The 24,356-nt window shown below is 47.6% G+C and carries 21 protein-coding genes; 13 read left to right on the forward strand and 8 right to left on the reverse strand.

The annotated features are described in order from the left end of the window. Nucleotides 1–4 precede the first annotated feature (4 nt). From murD to lpxC, 9 genes are all read left to right on the forward strand, one after another. Nucleotides 5–1,333, forward strand: coding sequence for a UDP-N-acetylmuramoyl-L-alanine--D-glutamate ligase (gene murD / locus LMJ53_RS03265; protein ID WP_229584786.1), 1,329 nt, complete (start codon nucleotides 5–7; stop codon nucleotides 1,331–1,333). Then, entirely contained in the window at nucleotides 1,330–2,532 is a 1,203-nt protein-coding gene (gene ftsW / locus LMJ53_RS03270) for a cell division protein FtsW (protein WP_229584787.1), read from the forward strand. Before murD ends, ftsW begins: the two co-directional genes overlap by 4 nt. Beyond that, a complete protein-coding gene (gene murG, locus LMJ53_RS03275; protein WP_229584788.1) occupies nucleotides 2,525–3,610 on the forward strand; it encodes an undecaprenyldiphospho-muramoylpentapeptide beta-N-acetylglucosaminyltransferase in 1,086 nt (361 codons plus the stop codon). Before ftsW ends, murG begins: the two co-directional genes overlap by 8 nt. Then, a complete protein-coding gene (gene murC / locus LMJ53_RS03280; protein WP_229584789.1) occupies nucleotides 3,607–5,061 on the forward strand; it encodes a UDP-N-acetylmuramate--L-alanine ligase in 1,455 nt (484 codons plus the stop codon). Before murG ends, murC begins: the two co-directional genes overlap by 4 nt. Then, nucleotides 5,058–5,969 (forward strand): D-alanine--D-alanine ligase, encoded by a 912-nt coding sequence (locus LMJ53_RS03285; RefSeq protein ID WP_229584790.1) that lies wholly within the window; start codon nucleotides 5,058–5,060, stop codon nucleotides 5,967–5,969. The genes murC and LMJ53_RS03285 overlap by 4 nt, the downstream gene beginning before the upstream one ends. A 1-nt stretch (nucleotide 5,970) precedes the next feature. Further along, nucleotides 5,971–6,729, forward strand: a complete 759-nt coding sequence (locus tag LMJ53_RS03290; protein ID WP_229584791.1) for a cell division protein FtsQ/DivIB — start codon at nucleotides 5,971–5,973, stop codon at nucleotides 6,727–6,729. Then, nucleotides 6,726–7,961 (forward strand): cell division protein FtsA, encoded by a 1,236-nt coding sequence (ftsA, locus tag LMJ53_RS03295; protein ID WP_229584792.1) that lies wholly within the window; start codon nucleotides 6,726–6,728, stop codon nucleotides 7,959–7,961. The genes LMJ53_RS03290 and ftsA overlap by 4 nt, the downstream gene beginning before the upstream one ends. A gap of 27 nt (nucleotides 7,962–7,988) precedes the next feature. Continuing rightward, on the forward strand, nucleotides 7,989–9,152 hold the full coding sequence (gene ftsZ, locus LMJ53_RS03300) for a cell division protein FtsZ (RefSeq protein ID WP_226752151.1): 1,164 nt from the start codon (nucleotides 7,989–7,991) through the stop codon (nucleotides 9,150–9,152). Nucleotides 9,153–9,298: 146 nt separating this feature from the next. Next, nucleotides 9,299–10,210, forward strand: coding sequence for a UDP-3-O-acyl-N-acetylglucosamine deacetylase (gene lpxC / locus LMJ53_RS03305; RefSeq protein ID WP_229584793.1), 912 nt, complete (start codon nucleotides 9,299–9,301; stop codon nucleotides 10,208–10,210). A gap of 77 nt (nucleotides 10,211–10,287) precedes the next feature. On the opposite strand, the gene LMJ53_RS03310 is transcribed toward lpxC, so the two are convergent. Then, on the reverse strand, nucleotides 10,288–10,761 hold the full coding sequence (locus LMJ53_RS03310; RefSeq protein ID WP_229584794.1) for a DUF721 domain-containing protein: 474 nt from the start codon (nucleotides 10,759–10,761) through the stop codon (nucleotides 10,288–10,290). Between the two features lie 220 nt (nucleotides 10,762–10,981). Between LMJ53_RS03310 and secA the strand changes: the two genes are divergently transcribed. Continuing rightward, nucleotides 10,982–13,702, forward strand: coding sequence for a preprotein translocase subunit SecA (secA, locus tag LMJ53_RS03315; RefSeq protein ID WP_229584795.1), 2,721 nt, complete (start codon nucleotides 10,982–10,984; stop codon nucleotides 13,700–13,702). Beyond that, nucleotides 13,686–14,093: an 8-oxo-dGTP diphosphatase MutT gene (mutT, locus tag LMJ53_RS03320; protein ID WP_229584796.1), complete on the forward strand. Its 408-nt coding sequence runs from the start codon at nucleotides 13,686–13,688 to the stop codon at nucleotides 14,091–14,093. The genes secA and mutT overlap by 17 nt, the downstream gene beginning before the upstream one ends. A gap of 89 nt (nucleotides 14,094–14,182) precedes the next feature. Here mutT and yacG read toward each other — a convergent pair whose 3' ends face one another. The 7 genes from yacG to LMJ53_RS03355 form a co-directional block, all read right to left on the reverse strand. After that, entirely contained in the window at nucleotides 14,183–14,422 is a 240-nt protein-coding gene (gene yacG / locus LMJ53_RS03325; protein ID WP_229584797.1) for a DNA gyrase inhibitor YacG, read from the reverse strand. 200 nt (nucleotides 14,423–14,622) lie between these two features. Continuing rightward, the gene (gene zapD / locus LMJ53_RS03330) at nucleotides 14,623–15,375 is read right to left on the reverse strand and encodes a cell division protein ZapD (RefSeq protein ID WP_229584798.1); all 753 of its coding nucleotides are present in this window, start codon (nucleotides 15,373–15,375) and stop codon (nucleotides 14,623–14,625) included. Further along, nucleotides 15,372–16,010, reverse strand: coding sequence for a dephospho-CoA kinase (gene coaE / locus LMJ53_RS03335; RefSeq protein ID WP_229584799.1), 639 nt, complete (start codon nucleotides 16,008–16,010; stop codon nucleotides 15,372–15,374). Before coaE ends, zapD begins: the two co-directional genes overlap by 4 nt. After that, the gene (locus tag LMJ53_RS03340) at nucleotides 16,007–16,885 is read right to left on the reverse strand and encodes a prepilin peptidase (protein WP_229584800.1); all 879 of its coding nucleotides are present in this window, start codon (nucleotides 16,883–16,885) and stop codon (nucleotides 16,007–16,009) included. The genes coaE and LMJ53_RS03340 overlap by 4 nt, the downstream gene beginning before the upstream one ends. Beyond that, a complete protein-coding gene (locus tag LMJ53_RS03345) occupies nucleotides 16,882–18,114 on the reverse strand; it encodes a type II secretion system F family protein (RefSeq protein WP_229584801.1) in 1,233 nt (410 codons plus the stop codon). Before LMJ53_RS03345 ends, LMJ53_RS03340 begins: the two co-directional genes overlap by 4 nt. Before the next feature lie 85 nt (nucleotides 18,115–18,199). Continuing rightward, on the reverse strand, nucleotides 18,200–19,900 hold the full coding sequence (gene pilB / locus LMJ53_RS03350) for a type IV-A pilus assembly ATPase PilB (protein WP_229584802.1): 1,701 nt from the start codon (nucleotides 19,898–19,900) through the stop codon (nucleotides 18,200–18,202). A gap of 288 nt (nucleotides 19,901–20,188) precedes the next feature. Next, nucleotides 20,189–20,926, reverse strand: coding sequence for a substrate-binding periplasmic protein (locus LMJ53_RS03355; RefSeq protein WP_229584803.1), 738 nt, complete (start codon nucleotides 20,924–20,926; stop codon nucleotides 20,189–20,191). Nucleotides 20,927–21,212: 286 nt separating this feature from the next. Here LMJ53_RS03355 and LMJ53_RS03360 point away from each other — a divergent pair, with 286 nt between their 5' ends. Then, the gene (locus LMJ53_RS03360; protein ID WP_229584804.1) at nucleotides 21,213–22,025 is read left to right on the forward strand and encodes an HDOD domain-containing protein; all 813 of its coding nucleotides are present in this window, start codon (nucleotides 21,213–21,215) and stop codon (nucleotides 22,023–22,025) included. Nucleotides 22,026–22,334: 309 nt separating this feature from the next. After that, on the forward strand, nucleotides 22,335–24,263 hold the full coding sequence (locus LMJ53_RS03365; RefSeq protein WP_229584805.1) for an alpha-amylase family glycosyl hydrolase: 1,929 nt from the start codon (nucleotides 22,335–22,337) through the stop codon (nucleotides 24,261–24,263). Nucleotides 24,264–24,356: the final 93 nt, after the last annotated feature.

The raw sequence follows: 24,356 nt of genomic DNA on the forward strand, positions 1-24,356 counted from the left end.
CAGCATGCAAAGTATCCTAACAGCAAAACGAATTGCAGTAGTGGGGCTCGGTCTTTCTGGCCTGGCGACCGTACGCTTTTTGCTTGCGCAAGGGATCAAGCCGGTATTGATGGATACCCGCAAACAACCCGCTGGCCTAGAGCAGATCCCGGTTGAGAAAGTCGATGGTATCTACTTAGGTGAGTTAGACGCCAATAGACTGGCGCAGATGGAACTGATTATCGTCAGCCCGGGTTTGTCGGTGAAGCATCCGGCCTTGCGTTTTGCTCGGTTACAAGGCGCTAAGATTATTGGTGATGTTGAGCTGTTTGCGCATTTCAACCGCAAACCGGTCTTGGCGATCACCGGTTCTAATGGCAAGTCGACCGTGACCATGTTGGCTACGGCCATGTTGCAGCAAAGCGGTATCAAAGCAGTTGCGGCCGGCAATATCGGTTTACCGGTATTAGAAGCGATCAACCACAGTGATGCTGAAGTGTTTGTGTTGGAGCTATCCAGCTTTCAATTAGAAACCACCGATAGCTTAAAGGTCGTCGCCAGTGTGAATTTAAACATCAGCGCTGACCATCTGGATCGGTATAACACCATTGCCGAGTACGCGGCAGCCAAACAGCGTATTCATCGGCATAGCCAATTAGCCATTTACAATGCGGATGATCGCATGACGCAACCCGCTCAGTCGCACGCTAGCTTGGCACTGAGTTTAAAACCAAACGCCAGTGGTTACGGCATTGTGCAGCATCAGCAAGCGCCTTGGTTGTTAGTAGAGGGTGAGCCGTTATTGCCTGTCGCTGAGATGAGCTTGTTTGGCGAGCACAACCAATTTAATGCGCTAGCGGCTGCGGCTTTAGCCTTAGCGGCGGGGGCTTCTCGTGCAGCCTTAGCGGCCACTTTACGTACTTTTAGCGGTTTAGCGCATCGTTGTGAGTTAGTGACCGAGCTTCATGGCGTGCGCTGGGTGAATGATTCAAAAGCGACCAATATTGGCGCGACTTTAGCCGCCTTAGCGGGTTTACGCCCCGGCATTCAAGGCAAGCTGATTTTGATTGCTGGCGGCGATGCTAAAGGCGCTGACGTGCAAGAGTTACAAACCGTATTGCAGCAAGATGTGCAGCATTTGATTACCTTAGGCCAAGATGGCCCAGCGATTGCCGCGTTAAAAGCCGACAGCGTACAAGTCAAAACATTACAGCAAGCGGTCAGCGCCGCAGCGGCGTTAGCTAAAGCGGGCGATATGGTGTTGTTATCACCGGCTTGTGCCAGCTTAGATATGTTTAAAAGCTATGCCGACCGCGGCGAGCAGTTTGCCAAAGCAGTAAAGGAGCTGAAATGATTAAAGCAGCTTTACTGGGTGGTCGTTTTAATCCGTTACCTCGCTTTGATGCTTGGTGGCAGAGTAAAGATCAGGGTAATTACGACAGTATGTTTTTAACCGTACTGTTGTTAATCCTGACACTGGGTTTAGTGATGGTAACCAGTGCCTCTATTCCGGTGGCTGAACGTTTATTTGACAATCCGCTGCATTTCACGCTGCGCCATTTAGTGTATATGTTCATTGGTTTAGGCGCGACCTTGGTCGTGATGCGTTTACCCATCAGCTTTTGGCATAACTACAATATGCAGCTGTTATTTGCCGCCTTAGCGTTACTGGTGGCCGTGTTATTGTTTGGTAAAAACGTCAACGGTTCAACCCGTTGGTTAGCGTTAGGCCCCATCAACATTCAGGCGGCTGAACCGGCTAAATTGTATTTCTTTGTGTATTTAGCCAGTTATTTGGTGCGGCGGCATGAAGAAGTTCGTGAAAACTTAATGGGCTTTCTTAAGCCATTAATCATGCTGTTTATTTTTGCAGTGCTGCTGTTAATGCAGCCTGACTTAGGCACCGTGATCGTGATGTTCGCCACTGCGGTGGTGTTGCTGTTTTTAGCCGGTGCTCGGCTGTGGCAGTTTATTGCGTTAATTCTCACTGGGATTGCCGCAGTGGGTGTACTGATTTTTTACAGCGAATACCGCTGGCGTCGGGTCACGGCCTTCCTTGATCCTTGGGCTGATCCCTTTGGCAGTGGTTATCAGTTAACCCAGTCTTTAATGGCTTTTGGTCGCGGTGGTTGGTTTGGCCAAGGTTTGGGTAACAGTATTCAAAAATTAGAATATCTGCCCGAGGCGCACACCGACTTTATCATTGCCGTTATTGGCGAAGAAACCGGTTTTATGGGGGTGGCGGCGTTATTAAGTTTGTTGTTCTTACTCGTTTTTCGTGCGCTGATGATGGGTAATCGCGCCTTACAAAAAGGCATGAGTTTCCACGGTTTCTTAGCCTATGCCTTAGCCATTTGGATTGGTTTTCAAACCGCCGTAAACGCCGGTATGGCCAGCGGTATGTTACCGACCAAGGGTATGACCTTACCTTTTGTCAGTTACGGCGGCAGTAGCTTAATTATCATGTTAATGGCCGCGGCTTTATTGCTGCGCATTGACTTTGAAGTACGGATGCAAGGCAAGCAGGCCGTTAGCGGGGGTAAGCATGACTAAACCGCTAGCGTTGATTATGGCCGGTGGCACCGGTGGCCACATTTTTCCAGCACAGGCAGTAGCAAAAGCATTGCATGCTGAAGGCTGGGAGATTGCTTGGCTTGGCACTGCAGATCGGATGGAAGCGCGTTTAGTACCGAGTTTTGGCTGGGCATTTCATGCCATCCAAGTGGCGGGTTTACGTGGTAAAGGCTGGCGCAGCATTGTGCATGCGCCGCTGATGGTGTGGCGGGCGATCCGACAGGCGCGGCAAGTGGTCCAGCAGGTAAAACCGAGCTTAGTGATTGGCTTTGGTGGTTATGCCAGTGGCCCCGGTGGCGTGGCTGCCTGGTTAGCCGGTGTGCCTTTATTGATCCATGAACAAAATGCCGTTGCCGGTAGCACCAATAAATTACTGGCGCGTTTAGCCAAGCAGGTGTTAGTGGCTTTTCCGGCAGCGTTTGCCAATTCAGCTAAACAACAGGTGGTGGGCAATCCGGTGCGGGCTGAACTGATTGCTTGTCGCCAACCGCGTACCAGTGAGCAGCCGCTCAACATTTTAGTGGTCGGCGGCAGTTTAGGCGCGAAAGCCTTAAACGAGCAGTTACCCGAGCAATTTAGCACGTTGGCCGCACAAGGTGAGATCGCGATTTGGCATCAAACGGGCGAAGCCATGCTGGCGCAAGTGCAAGCCGCTTACCAGCCATTACAAGCAAAGGGTGTGTCGGTGCAGGTCAGTGCCTTTGTCGACAGTATGTTAGCGGCTTATCGTTGGGCTGATGTGGTGATTTGTCGTGCCGGTGCCTTGACCGTCAGCGAAGTGGCCGCCGTTGGCGTTGCCGCAATCTTTGTACCGCTGCCCAGCGCGATTGATGATCACCAAACCGCCAATGCCCGCAGTTTAACCGGTGCTGACGCGGGCTGGTTATTACCGCAGTCGGAACTCATCAAAACAGGCATAGTGCCATTATTGGCGCCGTGTTTAACAGATAAAAGTGTGCTGCAGCAGTTTGCGCAAAATGCCAGGCTGCAGGCACGAGACAATGCGACTGCCGCAGTAATAGCAGTATGTCGGCAAGTAACAGGACAAGCAGTATGATTACCACGCCACAACAGAAAAAACTGGCGATGCGCCGGGTTGAACGCATTCACTTTGTTGGCATTGGCGGTGCCGGCATGGGCGGTATTGCCGAAGTATTAGTCAATGAAGGCTATAAGGTTTCCGGCTCGGATATCGCACCGAACACCGTTACCGACAGATTGCGCAGCCTTGGTGCAGAATTATTCTTTGGCCACAGTGCTGAAAATATTCAAGGTGCCAGTGTTGTGGTCGTTTCTAGCGCCATTAAAAATGACAATGCTGAAGTGCAAGCCGCACGCGAGTTGCGCATTCCTGTGGTGCGCCGTGCCGAAATGCTTGGTGAATTAATGCGTTTTCGCCATGGTATTGCTATTGCAGGTACGCATGGCAAAACCACGACGACCAGCTTACTCGCCTCAATTTTTGCTGAAGCCGGTGCCGATCCCACTTTCGTAATTGGCGGCTTGTTAAATTCTGCCGGTTCCAATGCACGCTTAGGGGCGGGCCGTTATTTAATTGCCGAAGCCGATGAAAGCGATGCCTCGTTTTTACATTTGCAACCGATGGCAACGGTGATCACCAATATTGAAGCGGATCACATGGACACCTATCAAGGTGACTTTGAAAAGCTAAAAGCCACCTATTTAGAGTTTTTACATAATCTGCCGTTTTATGGCATGGCGGTAATTTGTTTAGATGACCCCGTATTACGTGACTTGATCCCGCGCATTGGCCGCACGGTGCTGACCTATGGTTTTAGTGAAGATGCCGACTTTCAAATCAGCGATTTTCAGCAGTCTGGCACACGCACGCAGTTCAGTATTCGTGATGCTCAAGGTCAAACCCGGCAAGTGATCCTAAATTTGCCAGGCAAGCACAATGCGTTAAATGCCACCGCTGCTTTTGCTTTAGCGCAAGACGAAGGCATAGCGGAACCGGCGATATTAGCGGCGTTAAGTAAATTTGAAGGCATTGGTCGGCGTTTTCAACAGTATGGTGAATTTGACACCGGTCGTGGCAAAGCTATCTTGCTCGACGATTACGGTCATCACCCAACAGAAGTTGCCGCTACCGTTGCTGCGGTGCGCAATGCTTGGCCAGAACGACGTTTGGTGATGTGTTATCAGCCACATCGTTATACCCGCACCCGTGATCTGTATGATGATTTTGCTCGGGTACTGTCTGAAGTTGACACCTTATTATTATTGGAAGTCTATGCTGCAGGCGAAGCGCCAATTGCCGGGGCCGATAGCCGTAGTTTAGCGCGTTCTATTCGAGCGCGTGGCCAGTTAGAACCCATCTATGTGGCGCAGCCAAGCGATTTAGCCGCTTGTTTAGCCGATGTGCTGCAAGACGGGGATGTGGTGTTAACGCAGGGCGCGGGCAATATCGGCACCTTAGTAAAACAACTGAGTGCTTTGGGATTAAATATCGAACAATTAAAAGCGACTAAGGGAGCTGCGTTATGAGCCAAAACGCAAAAGTAGCGGTGATGTTTGGCGGTTCTTCAGCTGAGCGTGAAGTGTCGTTACGTTCTGGCAAAGCGGTGTTAGCGTCATTATTAGATGCTGGCGTTAATGCCTTTGCATTTGACCCACAACAACAAGATTTAAGCAGCCTAGACGCCGATAAAGTGTTTATTGTGTTACACGGGCGCGGCGGCGAAGACGGCGTGATGCAAGGCGCTTTAGAGCAGCGCGGCTTGCCTTATACCGGTAGCGGTGTGCTGGGTTCTGCCTTAGCGATGGATAAAATTCGCTGTAAATGGTTGTTTCAAGCCCAAGGATTACCAACGGCGGCTTTTGCTGTAGCCAGGCCAGGCACTGAAGATTACGCCGCCATGCTAGCGCAACTTGGTGGCAAAGTGATGGTTAAGCCCGCCAATGAAGGTTCGAGCATTGGCATGAGCGTGGCAGTTACGGCTGAAGAGTTAGCGCAAGCTATTGCAACAGCGCATCAATATGACGAAGAGGTCTTAGTCGAGCGCTGGATTGAAGGGCGTGAATTTACTATCGCCATCTTAAATGGTGCGGTATTGCCGATTGTTGAGATGCGCACACCACGCTCCTTTTATGATTACGAAGCGAAGTATCAGGCCAATAGCACCGAATATTTATGCCCTGCGCCATTAACGGCAGAGCTGACACAAGCAATGCAAAAAACCGCTTTAGCGGCTTTTCAAGCCGTGGGCGCTTCAGGTTGGGGCCGGGTTGATTTAATGCTGGACCAGCAAGGTCAATTTTATTTATTAGAAGTGAATACCGTACCGGGCATGACAGAAAAGTCGTTAGTGCCCATGGCAGCGAAAGCCGCCGGTTACAGTTTTCAACAGTTAGTGCTGGCGATTTTAACGCAAGCTGAGTCGGCGCGCCGCTAGTATGACGAACACTGCGACCGAGCCAGCTACACCTAGCCGAGCCGCTTTTATCGCGGGGCTGGTGTTTTTTGGCTGCTCGTTAGTGTTTTTAGGTTATTTAACAGTGAAGTTAGTGCAATGGGTACAAGATCAACAAAGTGTACCGATTTCACAAGTGAAGTTGTATGGCAATTTTCAGCATTTGGATGCCAAAGCGTTACAGCAACGCATTCAACAGGAATATGTCGGTAACTTTTTTAGAGTGAACGTGGATCAGGTGCAGCAGTTCCTGCAACAACAACACTGGGTTTATCAGGTCGCCGTGCGCAAACAATGGCCTGATACCTTGGTGGTGGTGGTGACAGAGCAGCAACCGGTCGCGGTGTGGAATTCAGAGCAGCTGATCAACAACAAAGGGGTGGTGTTTGATGCCCCACTCGAACAGCTGACCACTTCGCTACCCCTATTGCATGGGCCAGCAGGCTCAGCGCAGGATGCCCTGAACATGTTTACTAATATGCAGCAATTGCTGCAGTTACATGAGTTTAGTGTGCGGCAAATTTGGTTAACCGAGCGTTTTGCTTGGCGCCTAGAATTAGCCGATGGCTTACAGCTGCAACTGGGCAGGGAAGAATCATTAAAGCGGCTTCAGCGGTTTGTTGAGTTGTATCCCACCATGCAGCAACACAAGATAAACGCCGCCATGGTGGAAGTGGATTTACGTTATGACACGGGTATTGCCGTGCGCTATGGTGCAACAGAGACAAAGAGAAAAACATGACAAAGTCATTAGAGCGGGATTTGATTGTAGGCTTGGATATCGGTACTGCCCAGATTAAGGCGGTTGTGGGCGAAATTACCGCAGACAATCAGCTGAGCATCGTGGGTGTTGGCACCCATGTATCGCGTGGCATGGATAAAGGCGGCGTCAACGACTTGAACTTGGTGGTGCAGGCAGTACAGCGCGCGATCAATGAAGCCGAGTTAATGGCGGATTGCCAAGTATCGTCAGTGTATTTAGGTATTACCGGTAAACATATTCGTTGCCAAAACGAAAGTGGCATGGTGCCGATTAACGATACCGAAGTGACCAACGAGGACGTGGCCAATGTGATCCATGCAGCGAAATCGGTACCCATTTCCGCCGAGCGTCGCATGTTGCATGTCTTACCTCAAGAGTTCTCGGTCGACATGCAAGAGGGCATTAAAAGCCCAGTAGGTATGTCAGGCGTTCGGATGGAAGCACGGGCACACATTATTACTTGTGCGAACGATATGGCGAAGAATATTGAGAAGTGTGTCGAGCGTTGTGGCTTACATGTTGATCAGCTTATTTTCTCGTCACTGGCATCAAGTTATGCCGTGTTAACCGACGACGAAAAAGAGTTAGGGGTCTGCGTGGTGGATATCGGCGGTGGCACTATCGATATTTCGATCTTCACCAATGGCGCCTTACGCCACACGGCAGTCATCCCGGTAGCGGGCAATCAGGTCACCAGTGATATCGCGAAAATTTTCCGTACACCAATTAGTCATGCGGAAGAGATCAAAGTGCAGTATGCTTGCGCGCTGCGCAGCATGGTGGGTAAAGAAGAAAGCATCGAAGTACCCAGTGTCGGGGGGCGAGCTGCGCGGTCTATGTCGCGTCATACCCTAGCGGAAGTGGTCGAACCGCGTTACCAAGAATTATTTGAACTGGTGCAAGAAGAAATTCGCTCCAGTGGTTTAGAAGAGCAAATTGCCGCCGGTTTAGTGTTAACCGGTGGTACCGCCAAGATGGAAGGCGCAGTCGAATTTGCCGAAGATATTTTCCAAATGCCGGTGCGGGTCGGATATCCGATGCACATCACCGGTTTAAAAGAATATGTTAATGACCCGGCCTACGCCAGCGTCATTGGCTTGTTACTCTATGGCAAGGACGTGCGCAGCCAGAACAAGGCAGCCAGTCAAAGCCGTGATTCAGTCAGCAGCTTTTTTAAAAAAATTAGCAGCTGGTTCAATGGTCAGTTTTAAGTAAGCGTAAAAAACGGAGAGAGAGCTATGTTTGAGTTAATGGAAAACCACAACCAAGAAGCGGTCATTAAAGTTATTGGTGTTGGTGGCGGCGGTGGTAACGCCGTGGAATATATGGTTGCTAGCAATATTGAAGGCGTAGAGTTTGTGGCGGCGAATACCGATGCCCAAGCACTACGTAATTCCTCTGCCAACGTCACCTTACAACTGGGTGCCAGTGTAACCAAAGGTTTAGGTGCGGGTGCGAATCCAGAAATTGGTCGTCGTTCGGCAGAAGAAGATCGTGAAACCATCAAGAAAACCCTACAAGGCGCGGATATGATCTTTATCGCAGCCGGTATGGGCGGTGGTACGGGTACAGGTGCTGCACCTATCGTTGCGGAAGTGGCGCGTGAGTTAGGTATTCTGACGGTTGCGGTTGTGACGAAACCTTTCCCCTTCGAAGGTAAAAAGCGTACTGCTTATGCTGATGAAGGTATTTTAGAGTTAAGCAAACATGTTGACTCGTTAATTACTATTCCTAACGATAAGTTATTAAAAGTATTAGGTAAAGGCACTAGCTTGCTGGATGCCTTTAAAGCCGCTAATAACGTGTTACTGGGTGCCGTGCAGGGCATTGCTGAACTTATTACGCGTCCAGGTTTGATCAACGTTGACTTCGCCGACGTACGTACTGTGATGTCAGAAATGGGCACTGCCATGATGGGTACTGGCCGCGCCAGTGGTCCTGACCGTGCTGAAGAAGCCGCTGAACAAGCGATTTCTAGCCCACTGTTAGAAGATATCGATTTATCCGGTGCGAAAGGTATTTTGGTAAACATTACCGCCGGTTTAGATATCAGCATTGAAGAGTTTGAAATTGTTGGTAATGCCGTCAAAGCTTTCGCTTCAGAAAATGCGACCGTGGTAGTGGGTGCCGTTATTGACCCAGAAATGCATGACGAATTACGCGTAACTGTGGTGGCAACGGGTATCGGTGCGGATCGTCGCCCAGATATCAGCTTAGTACCAACGCATCGCGCTGAACCTGTTACTACAAGTTATGTCCAACACGGTAATGCTGTGCGTCAACCGGCTCCTGCGGTTGCGGCACAACGTGAAGAGTTGCCACAAACTAAGCCACAGGCAGAAGCAAAAGGCGGCATCGATATTTTCGATATCCCAGCGTTTTTAAGAAAACAGGCTGATTAATCGCTGTCGCTTTGCGACAGTGTAAAGTGGACATAGTCAAGCAGATGAGATTCATCCGCTGTTAAGCTAATAATTGGCATACTATTAGTGATGTGCTATGCTGCGCGCCCGTTTATGATTGCTTACTAATTGAGCAGGAAAAACTTATGATTAAACAACGTACCATTCAACAGACTGTTAGCTCTGTCGGTGTGGGTTTACACAAAGGTGAAAAGGTTACGCTTACTCTCCGACCTGCACCTGACAATACCGGTATTGTATTCCGGCGTGTAGACTTGTCTCCGGTAGTCGATTTCAAAATCACCCCTTCGTTAGTGGGCGATACTGTAATGTGTACCTGTTTGATTAACGAACAGGGTGTGCGGTTATCTACCACTGAGCATTTAATGGCCGCGATTGCTGGCCTGGGCATTGATAACTTAGTTATTGATGTTGATTCAGCAGAAATCCCGATTATGGACGGCAGCGCCAACCCATTTGTCTATTTGTTATTAGAAGCGGGTATTGCCGAGCAGCGTTTAGCGAAGAAGTTTATTCGTATTAAACAAACGGTACGGGTAGAAGACGGTGATAAATGGGCAGAATTTAAACCCTACAATGGCTTTAAGTTAGATTTTGCCATTAACTTTAATCACCCGATTATTTCAGAAACCACGCAACACGTGGTGATGGAGTTTTCAGCCGCCAGCTTTATTAAAGAAATCAGCCGTGCGCGTACTTTCGGCTTCCTGCACGAAGTTGAATTTTTACGTGCTAACAATTTAGCGCTGGGTGGCAGCATGGATAACGCCGTGGTGCTCGATGAGTTCCGTGTGTTAAACCAAGATGGCCTGCGTTATGACGATGAGTTTATTAAGCACAAGATGTTAGATGCCATCGGCGATCTTTACATGGCTGGCCACAGTATTTTAGGTGAGTTCCGTTCGTATAAAACAGGTCATGGTTTAAATAACCAACTGTTATCAGCGGTACTAGCCAAGCAAGAAAACTGGGAATTTGTGACCTTCGAAGATAAGGCAGAAATGCCGATATCCTTTTTGGCACCGCAACTTGCCTAAGAAAAAGCCGCTAAGCGGCTTTTTTTTCGTCTGCAATTTAACATGGGATCTCACTTAAGCGGTTTTAAGCCTTGCCGTTAGCGCGGTGTGTTATCCGGCATATTGCGCAATAAGCGCTGTAAGGCTTGTTGCACTGGGCCATCGGTTTGCGCAGCGGCCTGTTGTAACTGTAAGCGGGTATCATGACTTAAGGTTGCACAATAGGGTTTTGCTGGTTGCTCTTGCACGTGTAATGGCTTTGTTTGACCCACGGGTGACACTTCGATATCAATCCCTGCTAATTCAGGCAAGATTTTTTTGCGGAAATTGTCTAGAATGGCGTCGCGTTGCATTTTTAGTCGCGTAGCCCAGGCTGCCGAACTACATAAAATAATCGCTCGCCCCTCTTTAATGGTTGCGACCTGACAAGAGGTGAGCTGTGTTAATTGCAGGATCTGACACAATTCTGCATTAAGTTTACCGACTAATTGAAACTGCTGTTGCACGCCAGCCAGAGTGCTATGACTAAAAAGTTTAGTTAAATCTTCTGGTTTATGGCTATAACGTTTCATTTGCAGCAGCCTGTTTGAAATAGTAAAACAACGCACAAAGTGTAACAGTTTTTAGGCTGCGGCAGTAGCAGTAGCCACTGCCCTTGAAAGCAGGATAAACCATCACCATATCCTGTTAACTTCGGCCCATGTCTGAGCATTATGCCAGACCTCACACTGACGATAATACTGGCATGGCCAGGGCTGCATTGCAGCTTTAACTTAAAATGGTATCTGGATAATGTTTGGAAAATTTTTTGCCAAATTAATTGGTAGCCGTAATGACCGTTTCTTAAAAAAATTAAAAAAACAGGTACAGCAAATCAATGCGCTGGAAGCGGAATACGAAAAGCTGAGTGATGAACAATTAAAAACGAAAACCAGCGAATTTAAACAGCGCGTGCAAGACGGCGCAACCTTAGACGACATCCTGCCTGAAGCCTTCGCCACCGTGCGAGAAGCCAGTAAGCGCGTGTTTGACATGCGTCACTTTGATGTGCAGCTGGTCGGTGGTATGGTGCTGCATCAAGGTAAAATCTCGGAAATGCGTACCGGTGAAGGTAAAACTTTAACGGCCACTTTGCCTGCCTACCTAAATGCTCTGAGTGGCAAGTCGGTACATGTTATTACCGTTAACGATTATCTGGCAAAGCGTGATGCGCAAACTAACGAGCCGTTGTTTACCTTCTTAGGCTTAACTGTGGGTGTTAACGTGCCCGGCATGGCACACCCAGAAAAGCAGAAAGCCTATGCCGCCGATATCACTTACGGCACCAATAATGAATTCGGTTTCGACTATCTACGTGACAACATGGCGTTCTCGCCACAAGAACGTGTGCAGCGCGATCTGGCCTTTGCCATTATCGATGAGGTGGATTCAATCCTGATCGATGAAGCGCGGACACCACTGATTATCTCCGGTCCCGCCGAAGACAGCTCAGAGCTGTATAAAAAGATTAACGTGCTAGTACCCGAGTTAGTGCGCCAAGAAAAAGAAGACGAAGAAGATAAACACGGTGATGGTCACTTTACCGTGGATGAAAAAGCGCGTCAGGTGTACTTAACGGAAGCGGGTCAAATTCAAGTCGAAAACATGTTGCGAGAGCGCGGCATGATTGGCGAACATGACACCTTATTCTCTGCTGCAAATATTACGCTACTGCACCATGTATATGCTGCTTTACGTGCGCACCAGTTGTTTAAACGCGATGTTGATTACGTTGTAAAAGATGGCGATATTGTTATTGTCGATGAGCACACGGGCCGGACAATGGAAGGCCGTCGTTGGTCTGAAGGCTTACACCAAGCGGTAGAAGCTAAAGAAGGCGTGCGCATTCAAAACGAAAACCAAACGCTGGCCTCTATTACTTTCCAAAATTATTTCCGCTTATATGACAAATTAGGCGGTATGACCGGTACTGCTGATACCGAAGCGTTTGAGTTCCAACAAATCTATGGTTTAGAAACCATAGTGGTACCGACCAACAAGCCGATGGTACGCCAAGATTTGGCCGATTTAGTGTATTTAACGGCTGAAGATAAATACAACGCCATTATCGAAGATGTGAAAACCGCTCGGGATACTGGCCGTCCTGTGTTGGTAGGTACGGCGTCAATTGAAAGCTCAGAATACTTATCAACGTTACTGAACAAAGCCAAAATTACCCACCAAGTATTAAACGCTAAGTTTCACGCTAACGAAGCACAAATTATTGCTGATGCCGGTCGCCCAGGTACGGTCACTATCGCCACTAACATGGCGGGTCGTGGTACCGATATCGTCTTAGGCGGCAGTTGGCAGAGTGAATTACAAGCCTTAGGTGCCGATGCGGATGCCGAAGTGGTTGCGGCAGCGAAAGCAGAATGGCAGAAACGCCATGATGCCGTGATTGCAGCCGGTGGTTTGCATATCATTGGTACTGAGCGTCACGAATCGCGTCGTATTGATAACCAGTTACGTGGTCGTGCCGGTCGTCAAGGTGACCCAGGTATTTCCCGTTTTTACTTATCGCTAGAAGATGCCTTGATGCGGATTTTCGCCTCAGATCGGATGGCGGCGATGATGCGCCGTATTGGTATGGCGCCAGGTGAAGCTATCGAGCACCCTTGGGTCAGTCGTGCCATTGAAAACGCACAACGTAAAGTGGAAGCGCGTAACTTTGATATTCGTAAGCAGTTACTTGAATTTGATGACGTAGCTAATGACCAACGTAAAGTGGTGTATGAGCAACGTAATGACTTGTTAGATGCCGACGATATTAGTGAAACCATTCATGCCATTCGTGATGACGTTGTTAACAGCATGATTAATGACTATATCCCGCCACAGTCTATGGACGAAATGTGGGATATCCCTGGTTTAGAGCAGCGTCTGCAAGCCGACTTTGGCGTGGCATTGCCGATTAGCCAATGGTTAGCGGATGACAAAAAGCTGTTTGAAGAGAAGCTACGTGAGCGTATTCAAGCAGAAGTGAGCGCGTCTTACAATTCAAAAGAACAGATGGTCGGCCCACAAGTGCTACGTCAGTTCGAAAAAGCCATTATGTTACAAAGCTTAGATACACACTGGAAAGAGCATTTGGCGGCGATGGATCACTTGCGTCAAGCGATCAACCTACGTGGTTATGCGCAGAAGAATCCGAAGCAAGAATATAAGCGCGAATCTTTTGAGTTATTCACCAACATGTTGGAAGCACTGAAACTGGATGTGATTGGTATTCTTAGTCGCGTGCAAGTGAAAGCGGCAGAAGATGTTGAGGCAGTTGAAGAGCAACGTCGTCAAGCTGACAATGTACCGCATAACTATCAACATGCGGATGCCGAGCAGTTAGCTAGTGATTTACCAGAAGGTATGCAAAACGCTGCCCCAGTGATGCGTGACGGTGCTAAAGTAGGGCGGAATGACGCCTGTCCTTGTGGTTCAGGTAAAAAATACAAGCACTGTCATGGCCAACTTAGCTAAAGCGGTGTTGCATGTGGCTGTTGGCGTGATTGTGCGTCAACAGCAGGTGTTGCTTGCCTTGCGTAAAGCATCACAGCATCAAGGGGGGAAATGGGAGTTTCCAGGCGGTAAGCTGGAACAAGGTGAGTTAACAGAGCACGCCTTGGTTCGCGAATTAGCCGAAGAAATTGGTATTGCAGTGCAGGCCAGTTCCCCTTTGCTGCAATTGCGTTATCAATATCCAGAGCGTGAAGTGTTTTTGGATATTCGCTTGGTCACTGAGTTTAGTGGTGAGCCGCAAGGCTTAGAAGGTCAAGCAGTAAAGTGGTTTGCTATCAGTGAGCTTGATACTATTGCACTGCCCGATGCCAATCAGCCAATTGTTGAACATCTGCAACAACACTTTCTCTAATATCTCAACACTCAACACTCAACACTCAACACTCAACACTCACAGCTAAGCTCATGCTTAACTGTGAACTGAGTTAAGCGCATTTTGCATTAATCTGTATTTTTAAAAAACTGATTATCCTGCGCTATCATTTCTTGCTCTAATTCTGCTAAATAGGCTTCTGATAACGCTGCATCAATCGGCATTTTATCGGGAATACGATGATTTTCTGCGGCCCAATCACCTAAGTCGATTAACTTACAGCGCTCGCTACAAAAAGGGCGAAATACGGATTCAGGTTGCCAAATAACCGGTGTTTTACAGGTTGGGCATTGAATGGTGGTGGTCATGTAGGGCTCCTCTAACGGCTGTTACTGTGAGATCGGTGACAGCAACAAAATAGGTAGAGAGTGTAACAGATCAGCGCTGTATGCGTTAAGCGAAGTGATAGCGCTTGCATGTTGGCTCTATGTTAAGCCTTGCTTCAGCGCTAAGCTTAATGGCTATGTTAAGCGACATCAACATCAGCTTATTTAAGCCATCACAGCAATTAACAGCAAGCTAATTGAAAACTTACCGCTTCAGCACACACACTGCGGCCGGCTTGCTCGGTTAATTGCATAAAGCGGATGGCATAGCGATAACGATTACCGCTCACCGTAGGAAAAGAGCCACCCGACAGCTGATATTTAATGCGCAGCAGTTCAAATTGTTCAGCATTTTGTTGGTAAAAACCGTTATCACTGCTGATGGTTTGAAAATGGCCACGTTCACGCACAAAGCTAAGTACAAATTTAATCGCTTGCTCCGTTTGTTGCAAGGCGTTATGCCATTCTGCGCGTTGCTGTTGTCGTTCTGCCCGCGGTAAGGCTAGCCAATATTGTAGCTGTGGCATATCAAAGTAACAGCACCCACCGGGTAAGCCAAACCGTTGGCGCAGCGGCGCTAAAAACACATCGTCTTTGAGCGGGCTACTTAATTTGCCACTGCGCAATAAGTCGCTTTGTAAACGCAGCGCTTGTTGCAGCATCACTTGCAGCTTTTTATCAGACACCGACGGATGGCGTGACCATTGCACTAATTGATTTTCACAGCGTTCAATATCTTTCAGTAAATCGGGGCGGATATCATGCCGATCTAACACATCAATTAGCGTAAATAAGGCGCTAAAATAACTGAGCTGCTGTGCTTCATTTTCTAGGTCGGCCAGGCTATTGAGTTGGGTAAATAAGTGCTCAACCCGTAAGTAGGTGCGGATTTTTTCGTTAAGCGGATGTTCGTAAATTAATTCGGCAGTCGTCACTGCGGTTTTTCACCTATTTTTTGGCTCATTGCAAGATACGCTTGATGTAAGCGGCTAATTTGCGGCAACAACTCTGCGGCCGTGCCATTGTTATCGATAATATCATCCGCAGCGGCTAAGCGAGCGGCTCTGTCGATTTGTGCTGCCATAATGGCACGAACCTGGCTTTCACTGTTGTTATCGCGCGTGGTTGTGCGGGCTAACTGCGTTTGTTCGCTCACATCCACAACCAACACCCGAGACACCACTTTATCTAAACCGTTCTCAAGTAATAAGGGCGCCACGAGAAGTGTATAAGGTGTCGTGCTGGCCGCCAGTTGGCTAAGTAACTCGCTGCGGATCGCCGGGTGAAGTAATTGTTCTAACCAGCGTTTGGCGGCGCTATCGGCAAAGATTTTCTTGCGTAATGCTGCGCGATCCAACTGACCATCAGCTAACAACATACCTTGGCCAAAGTGTTGCACGATAGCCGCTAAACAAGGGCTGCCAGGCTTTACCACCTCGCGAGCAACGATATCGGCATCAACATAATGAGCGCCCAGCGCTTTAAAATGTTCTGCTACCGTGCTTTTACCGCTCCCTATGCCGCCGGTCAGGCCAATCAGCAGTGATGTTATCGCAGCAGGCTGCTTCATAGGCCGAGATAACGCAGATAGGCGCCCGTCATTTGCTCACCCCAGAGCATGGCAATCCAGCCTGCTGCGGCAATATAGGGGCCAAAGGGGATAGGGGTCGCTTTATCTTTACCTTGAATGCTGAGCAAAGTCACACCAATCACCGCACCAACTACAGACGACAGTAAAATAATCAGAGGTAATTGCTGCCAGCCTAGCAAAGCACCAAAAATCGCTAACAGTTTAAAATCACCATAACCCATACCTTCTTTGCCGGTCAGTAACTTAAAAGCCCAGTACACCGACCACAGGCTTAAATAACCGGCTGCGGCACCAAGCAAGGCTTGTTCTGGATTAACTATGGCACTGCTAGTTATGCTAAATAACAACATCAACCAGAGCAGCGGTAAGGTCAGTTGATCCGGCAGCAGCATTTTATCAATATCAATAAAGCTTAGCGCCACTAAGCCCCAGGTTAAAAAAATCAGTACTGCACTGGTCAGAGTCGGGCCATATTGCCAAGCGACCAAGGTAGACAGTACGGCTGTTAACAACTCTACCGCAGGATAACGTGCACTAATGGCGGTTTTACACTGCCGGCAACGGCCTTTTAAGTATAGCCAACTTAACAGCGGGATATTATCGTAAGCGGCAATCGGTTGTTGGCACTTTGGGCAAGCTGAACGTGGCACAGCTAAGTTAAAAGGGGTTGCCGCTTTATGTTGCTGGTTAGGCTGAAAATATTCTTGAAATTCCGCTTGCCATTCGCGCTCCATCATAATCGGTAGCCGATAGATCAGTACATTTAAAAAGCTGCCAATCACTAAGCTAAATAACGCCACTAGGCTTAAAAAAAGCCAAGGATAAGTGCTAAAAACTAAACTTAACTCACTCATCCTACTATGTCGCCTAATTGGAAGATCGGTAAATACATCGCAATAATCAAGCCACCAATGACTACACCCAGCACTGCCATAATCATTGGCTCTAGCAAGGCAGTTAAGCCATCCACCGCATCATCAACTTCTTGCTCATAAATATTGGCGACCTTCGATAGCATGCTGTCTAAAGCACCCGATTCTTCGCCAATAGAGACCATTTGAATGACCATCTCTGGGAAGCGATCAGTTTGTTTCATCGATGAGTGCATTTGATTACCGGAAGAGACTTCATCGCGTACTTCTAATATGGCATTGCGGTAAATCTCATTGCCTGAGGCACCCGCAGCCGATTCTAAAGCCTCAATCAGTGGCACACCGGCGGCGAAGGTAGTGGATAAAGTGCGAGCAAAACGTGCTACCGCCGCTTTGTTCAAAATATTACCAATCACCGGGGCCTTTAATATAAATGCATCCGATGCGGTGCGAAACTTCAGGTTGTTTTTATAAGCTTTACCAACAAAATAACCCGTGAGCATAATCACACCCAGTACCACCCACCAATAACTTTGCATAAGCTCAGATATGCCCAAAACAAATAAGGTAAAAGCAGGAAGCTCAGCGCCAAAACCTGCAAAAATAGAAGCAAATTGCGGCACGACAAAGATTAGCAAAATAGAGGTTACAATGGCTGCAATGACTAATACTGCTATGGGATAAAACATCGCTTTTTTAATTTTTGATTTTAGCGCTTCGGCTTTTTCTTTGTAAATCGCAATGCGGTCAAAAATCCGATCTAAGGCACCTGATTGCTCACCCGATTTCACTAAATCACAATACAGTTCATCAAAATATTTGGGGTGTTCGCGTAGCGTCTCAGAAAGCGGTAAACCCGCTTGAATTTTCACCGAAATTTTTTGCATTAAAACGCGCAGGCTTTTGTTATCAGAGCCATTGGCGATGAGATCGATCGATTGCACCAAGGGTACGCCAGCGCCCAGCATAGTAGCAATCTGGCGGGTGACAATAGAAATATCGGCTGCAGTGATTTTTTTCTCACCACCAAACAGCGACTTAGGTTTCTTTTTCACCGCAGAAGGGGTGATGCCCTGTTGGCGCACAAGGGCTTTAGCTTCAGCAACGCTGGTGGCTTTAATTTCACCGGTTTTGCGATCACCTTTGCGGTTTACGCCTTTATAGGTAAAGGTGTGCAGTTCTTTTATTTTAAATTTTTGTTCCTGCGCCATCTGTGATTATCCTTTTGCCCGCTCTATTCACGCTATTTCAAATTGGTTGTCGCTTTAATCTATCTAATGCTAAGTCAGTAAGCCGTTAGCCTTTGGTTACGCGATTAACTTCTGCCAGGCTGGTGACACCCGCGGCTGCTTTTAATAAACCGGAGCGGCGTAAGTTATTAATACCATCCAGTTTTGCCTGATTAGCGATATCAATGGAGTTACCGTTTTGCATAATTATATCCGCCATTTTTGGGCTGATCGGCATCACTTCATAGATACCCACGCGGCCTTTATAGCCGTTGGTGCAATGCTCACAGCCAATCGGTTTAAAGATTTTGATGTTATGCACTTCATCTTCTTCATAACCTTGGCGCAGTAATTCGGCCTGCGGAATCTCTTCTTGCACTTTGCATTTCGGGCAAAGCCGCCGCGCTAAGCGCTGGGCAATAATCAACGAAACCGAACTAGCGACGTTATAAGCCGGTACGCCCATGTTAAGCAAGCGTGTCAGTGTTTCCGGGGCTGAGTTGGTGTGTAATGTCGATAACACCAAGTGACCGGTTTGCGCTGCTTTAATGGCGATTTCGGCCGTTTCTAAATCTCGAATTTCACCCACCATCACCACATCCGGATCTTGCCGTAAAAAGGCGCGTAAGGCGGTAGCAAAGGTTAAACCAGCACGGGCATTCACCTGAACTTGGTTAATGCCGGGTAAGTTAATTTCGACCGGGTCTTCCGCGGTAGAGATATTGGTCTCTTCGGTATTCAGAATCGCTAAGCCGGTATACAGCGAAACGGTTTTACCGCTACCGGTAGGGCCGGTTACTAAGATCATGCCTTGTGGCTGAGCTAAGGCATTTAAATACAATTGTTTTTGTGCATCCTCATAACCCAAGATATCGATACCGAGCATGGCGCTATCAGAGTCGAGGATCCGCATTACGATTTTTTCGCCATACAAGGTTGGCAGAGTGCTGACCCGAAAATCGATAGATTTTTTTGCGGAGAGTTTCAGTTTAATGCGGCCATCTTGTGGAACGCGTTTTTCGGCGATATCCAGCCGTGACATCACCTTTAAACGGGCACATAGCCGTGTGGACAGGGCGACCGGTGGGCTGGCCACCTCAGTTAAAATACCATCAATCCGAAAGCGGATCCGAAACATTTTTTCATAGGGCTCAAAGTGTAAATCTGAGGCGCCTTTACGAATAGCATCTAATAAAATCTTGTTGATAAAGGTAATGATTGGCTGATCTTCTTTATCGCTTTGTACGGCAGGCGTATCGTCGGTTTCTTCTTCAACCACGCCCATGGCCGTCAGATCCCACTCGCCATCACCTGAGCCTAAGCTGGCATAAGCGTTTTCAAATAAGCGTTCAATTAGCTTGGTTAATTTGTCGTACTGCACAATAACGATTTCGGCATTTAAGCCAGCGTTAAACTCGAAATCTTCAATCGCCGCCATATTGGTTGGATCAACCACCGCCAAGTACATAGTCCGGCCGCGTTTTGCCAACGGCAGCATATCGTTTTTGCGGGTGAGTTTTTCATTGCGTAGGTCTTCAGGAATAGAGCTCACATCAAAGAAATCCAGATCCAGCATAATATGCTGGCTGACGCTATTCGCCACTTCCGCCAGCTTAGCCGAATCTAACAGTTTTTCGGTGATTAATAGTTCAGGCAAAGTACGATACTGTTTACCCTTTTCGGTAATCAGTTTCGTTACTTTATCGCCATCAATTATGCTCTGCTGGATCAATTTCTTGAGCAGGGTGGAATTACTCGTCACCGCCATAGTGGCCGTTTACTCCGGTAGCTTGAAGTTAAACAATTAGCTAAGAGTATGCCAGTATCCTTTAACTATTCAAGATTTACTGTCAATTATCCGGCAGATAGTCAAATTGTTTTTTTATTCGCACAGCCTTGGCACAGCACGATATGACATTGTCAGTTCTGTTTATGAAAATACTGCCAAGTCAACCTTACTCGGCAGTGAGTTCGCTAAGCAGAACCACAGCAACAGTGCGCTTTCATGCGGCGGCATTTACTAGGCCGTTTTTTTAAGTCAGAGTAGCTAAACGGCTTATTGCTGATAGCGACTGATTAATTCAGCCAAGCTACCATTTTGCTGCAAGGCGCTAATAGCTTGATTAATCTCGGCTAGTTGTGATTCTGAGACACTTTTTTTACTGAGCATAAAATATACCTCAGATGGCGCCAAGCTTAGTGTGTGTCGCTGTATTTGTTGGCTCAACCCCTTACGGCGAATAATCGCGGCAGCGACAAAGCTATCTTCTAAGGCACCGCTGATCTCTTCATCTTGTAAGCGCGCTAAATTAAGTTCGCTGATCTGGGCGTTTACAAAGGCTTGCGGTTTTTCGCCATACAATTGATTAATTAAGTCACCATAATAATAACCACTGACCACACCGATAGTATGGCCCGCCTCGATGAGCGCTGGAAAATCGGCATAATCCATTTCCACATCGGTTCTGGTCAGTAACACAAATTGTTCTTGTCGATAGGCATCAGAAAACCAAGCATAACGTTCACGTTCAGCATTCTTTGAGGCACCAGGTAATACATCGAGTTCACCGGCCTGTAGTTGGCTTAATAAATTCGCCCAGTCACCCGGCACCAGTTGTAACTCACAATTGAGCTCGCGGGTCAGCGCTTGCAAAATATCGATATCTAAGCCCTGTGGTTGTGCGGCTTGCCCTAAATAATGGTAGGGCTCCCAAGCATCAAAGCCAACTTTTAACAGACAAGTGTCGGGTTTCAGCGGTTCGGTGATCACCGCAACTTCTGCTATAGGATTCATAGCCGGGGCGGCTGGCGTATTTGGTTTACAACCTGTGAGCAGCAGGCTAGTGCATATAAGCGTAATGGGATAAAGAAACATAGGAACACTGCGCATAGCAAAACTCCTTAGATTAAATTGACTTAATAAGTGTAGGCGTTATTGCTTGTTTTACCAGCAAGGCTGTTCGGCAGGAGCGTATTGCTAAATAAATGCAGAAAAGTTCAGTAAAGCAATAGCTAATCAAGGCAAAAATACTCTATGCTGAAACTTAAGACCATTTAATCGTTATGGGAATTATGTTGTTATGCGCGAACTAATAGAAAAAGCCACTAGCCTGCCGTCAATTCCGAAAGTGTTACAAGATCTTATCGCCAGTTTTCAAAGTGATACCGTGAGCAGTGAACAGATAGCCACTATTTTAAACAGTGACCAAGCCTTAACTGCTAAGGTATTGCGTTTGGCCAACTCAGCCAAATATGGCGGTCATCGCAAAATTGGCTCCGTCAAAGATGCCGTGTTAGTGCTTGGCACCAGTACCCTGCGTACCTTAGTGTTATCGGTGGGTTTAGCCGGCAGTTTTAAAGCTATCCCCGGTTTCGATTTACCTGCTTACTGGCGCTATTCGTTTCGGATGGCGAATCGGGCAAAGTATTTAGCCAAACTGATTAAAGCGGATGCCGATGTGGCCTACACGTGCGGTTTATTACACGGCGTAGGGGAGTATTTAATCCACATCGTTAAACCGGAAACGGCGGTGTTAATTGATCAAGAAGTGGCTGCCGGTAATCGCCGCCGCGAAATTGAGATGAAGCATTTAGGTTTTGATTTTACCCAAGCCGGTGCCGAGCTGGCACGGCATTGGCATTTTCCGGAAGAGATTGCCCAAGCCATTCAACATCAATATACACCCGCGAAGAGCGGCACCTTAGATCCTTATGCGTCATTATTGGTATTAAGCCGTTATTTAATTGAGCATGAACAGGATATTCAAAAAGAACAATTTGAGTTATTCCCAGCAAAATTGGCGCATGCTCTTCATCTGCAATTAGACGACGTTTATAAGCATATTTTAGCCATGCCAGATGTTGATGCCGATATTGAAATGTTAATGGGTTAAGCCCGTCGCAAGGGCCTGCTCGTTTGTTACCGGGTAGGCCTGAAACAACCTCGTGTTTTTCTAAGCCCGCTTTCACGTTACTTAAGCTTATTTTCGGTGATGAGTGAACATCAGAACTGTGTGCGGACACCCTTTTCAGCACACTTGCTAAACGCATAAAACTTAATTGATTAAGACGTGGTTTTTAGTCGCTGTAGTTTGCTGTCGTAAAGTCGTAATTAAATTGCTTATTTTTTAGCTTTTACTTGAATTATTCGAAGATAAAAGCAAATATACAGCGTTAAGACAAGAAGACAAAGGTAGATCGCCATGCAAAAAACAGCGACAGCATTACTCGAAAACACAAGCCAGTTACAACTTGAATGCGCAACAATTCTTAAACGTTATAGTTCGACACTTAAAGCCAGTGCGAAAAGTCGCTGGCCCATACTCGAAGCGCGTTTACAGCAGCTATTACCGCAGTTGCTGCCATTGTACTTACAGCTGTATGGTGAGCGTTACGATTGCCATTACCATTTAGAACAATTACTAAAGGTATTAGCCAAGGCGTTGGCACAGCGGCCGGATTTCTTGCTGCAAGAAGATGAGGATCCGCAGCAGTGGCATAAAGCGCCAACAGCGCTGGGCTCTGCGTGTTATGTCGATTTATTTGCGGGCGATTTTAAAGGCCTAGAGCAGCGTATTCCTTACCTTCAGCAAACCGGTATCAATTACTTGCATTTGATGCCGCTTTTTAAAGCCCCCGAGCCAAACAGCGATGGCGGTTATGCCGTATCCGATTATCGCAAGACTATGCCGCATCTCGGCTCAATGCCGCAACTGGCTAAGCTGATGCAAAAATTGCACAGCGCAGGGATTAGGCCTGTGCTCGATTTTGTGTTTAACCATACGTCGGATGAGCACCGTTGGGCCGAAAAAGCCAAAGCCGGTGAGCAGCAATTCCAAGATTATTACTTTTTTTTCGACGAGCAAGAACGCGATCAGTATGCGCCCTCGCTACGAGAAATCTTTCCAGAAATTCGTCGTGGTTGCTTTACCTTTGAACCCCATGCCGAGCGCTGGGTGTGGACCACCTTTAACAGCTTCCAGTGGGATTTAAACTACGCCAACCCAGAAGTGTTTAATGCCATGGCTGAAGAAATGTTGTTTTTGGCCAATCAAGGTGCCGCAGTGCTGCGGCTGGATGCCTTAGCCTTTGTTTGGAAAGAAGCCGGCACCTCTTGTGAAAACCTGCCAAAAGCGCATACCTTGATCCGTGCCTTTAATGCGGTGGCAGCGATAGCAGCGCCGGCTTTACAATTTAAATCAGAAGCCATAGTGCATCCAGATGAAGTGGTAAAGTACATTGCGCCGCAAGAGTGCCAGTTATCTTATAACCCACTATTAATGGCTTTGTTATGGAATAGCTTAGCGACCCGTAAAACACGCTTGTTAACCGAGTCATTGCAACGACGTTTTGCGATTGATCCACAGTGCAGTTGGGTTAACTATATTCGCTGCCATGACGACATTGGCTGGACTTTTGATGATCAGATCGCTTGGCAGTTAGGCATTAACCCTGAGCATCATCGGCAATTTTTAAATCAATTCTATACTGGGCAGTTTGCTGGCAGCTTTGCCACGGGCGTGCCATTTCAACAAAACCCAGTGACCGGTGATTGCCGGGTAGCTGGCATGCTGGCGTCTTTAACGGGTGTCGAGCAAGCTGTGCAAAGTGGTAACACCACGCATTTACAATTTGCCTTAGCGCGTATTTATTTGCTGAACAGTATTATTCTCAGTATTGGCGGCTTGCCGTTACTTTATATGGGCGACGAGCTGGGTTTGCTCAATGATTATGCTTATCAGGATGATCCGCACAAACGTGACGATAGCCGCTGGGTCAACCGCGTTGCCGTTAGCGAGCAACAGTTAGCTGAGGCCCACAACCCCGACAGTATCTCAGGTAAAATCTATGCTCAGCTGCAACAGCTTATTCGCACACGTAGCCGCTTACCGGTATTAGGCGCAGGGCAAACCGAGATATTACATAGCGGTAATCCGCATTTGTTCGCTTATCGGCGGCAATTAGATCAACAAAGCATGTTATGTGTGGTCAATTTTAGTGAAGAGCCGCAAGTTTTTGTGGGTGCCCCTGGTAGTCAGTGGCGCGAAGAGCTAAGCGGTGAGTTGTTGCATGGTCGCAGCTTACATTTGGCGCCTTATCAAGTGCTATGGTTAAGCGCAACGGTGAGTTAAAGGCGGTTATTCATTTACGGCTTAGTCTACTAAGCCGTATTCCTTTCAGCCTTGTATAGATTTAATTTTGATAAAAAAAAGCCCCGCAAGCGG

The organism is Rheinheimera sp. UJ51 (assembly GCF_020819615.1).
Taxonomy (GTDB): domain Bacteria; phylum Pseudomonadota; class Gammaproteobacteria; order Enterobacterales; family Alteromonadaceae; genus Alishewanella; species Alishewanella maricola.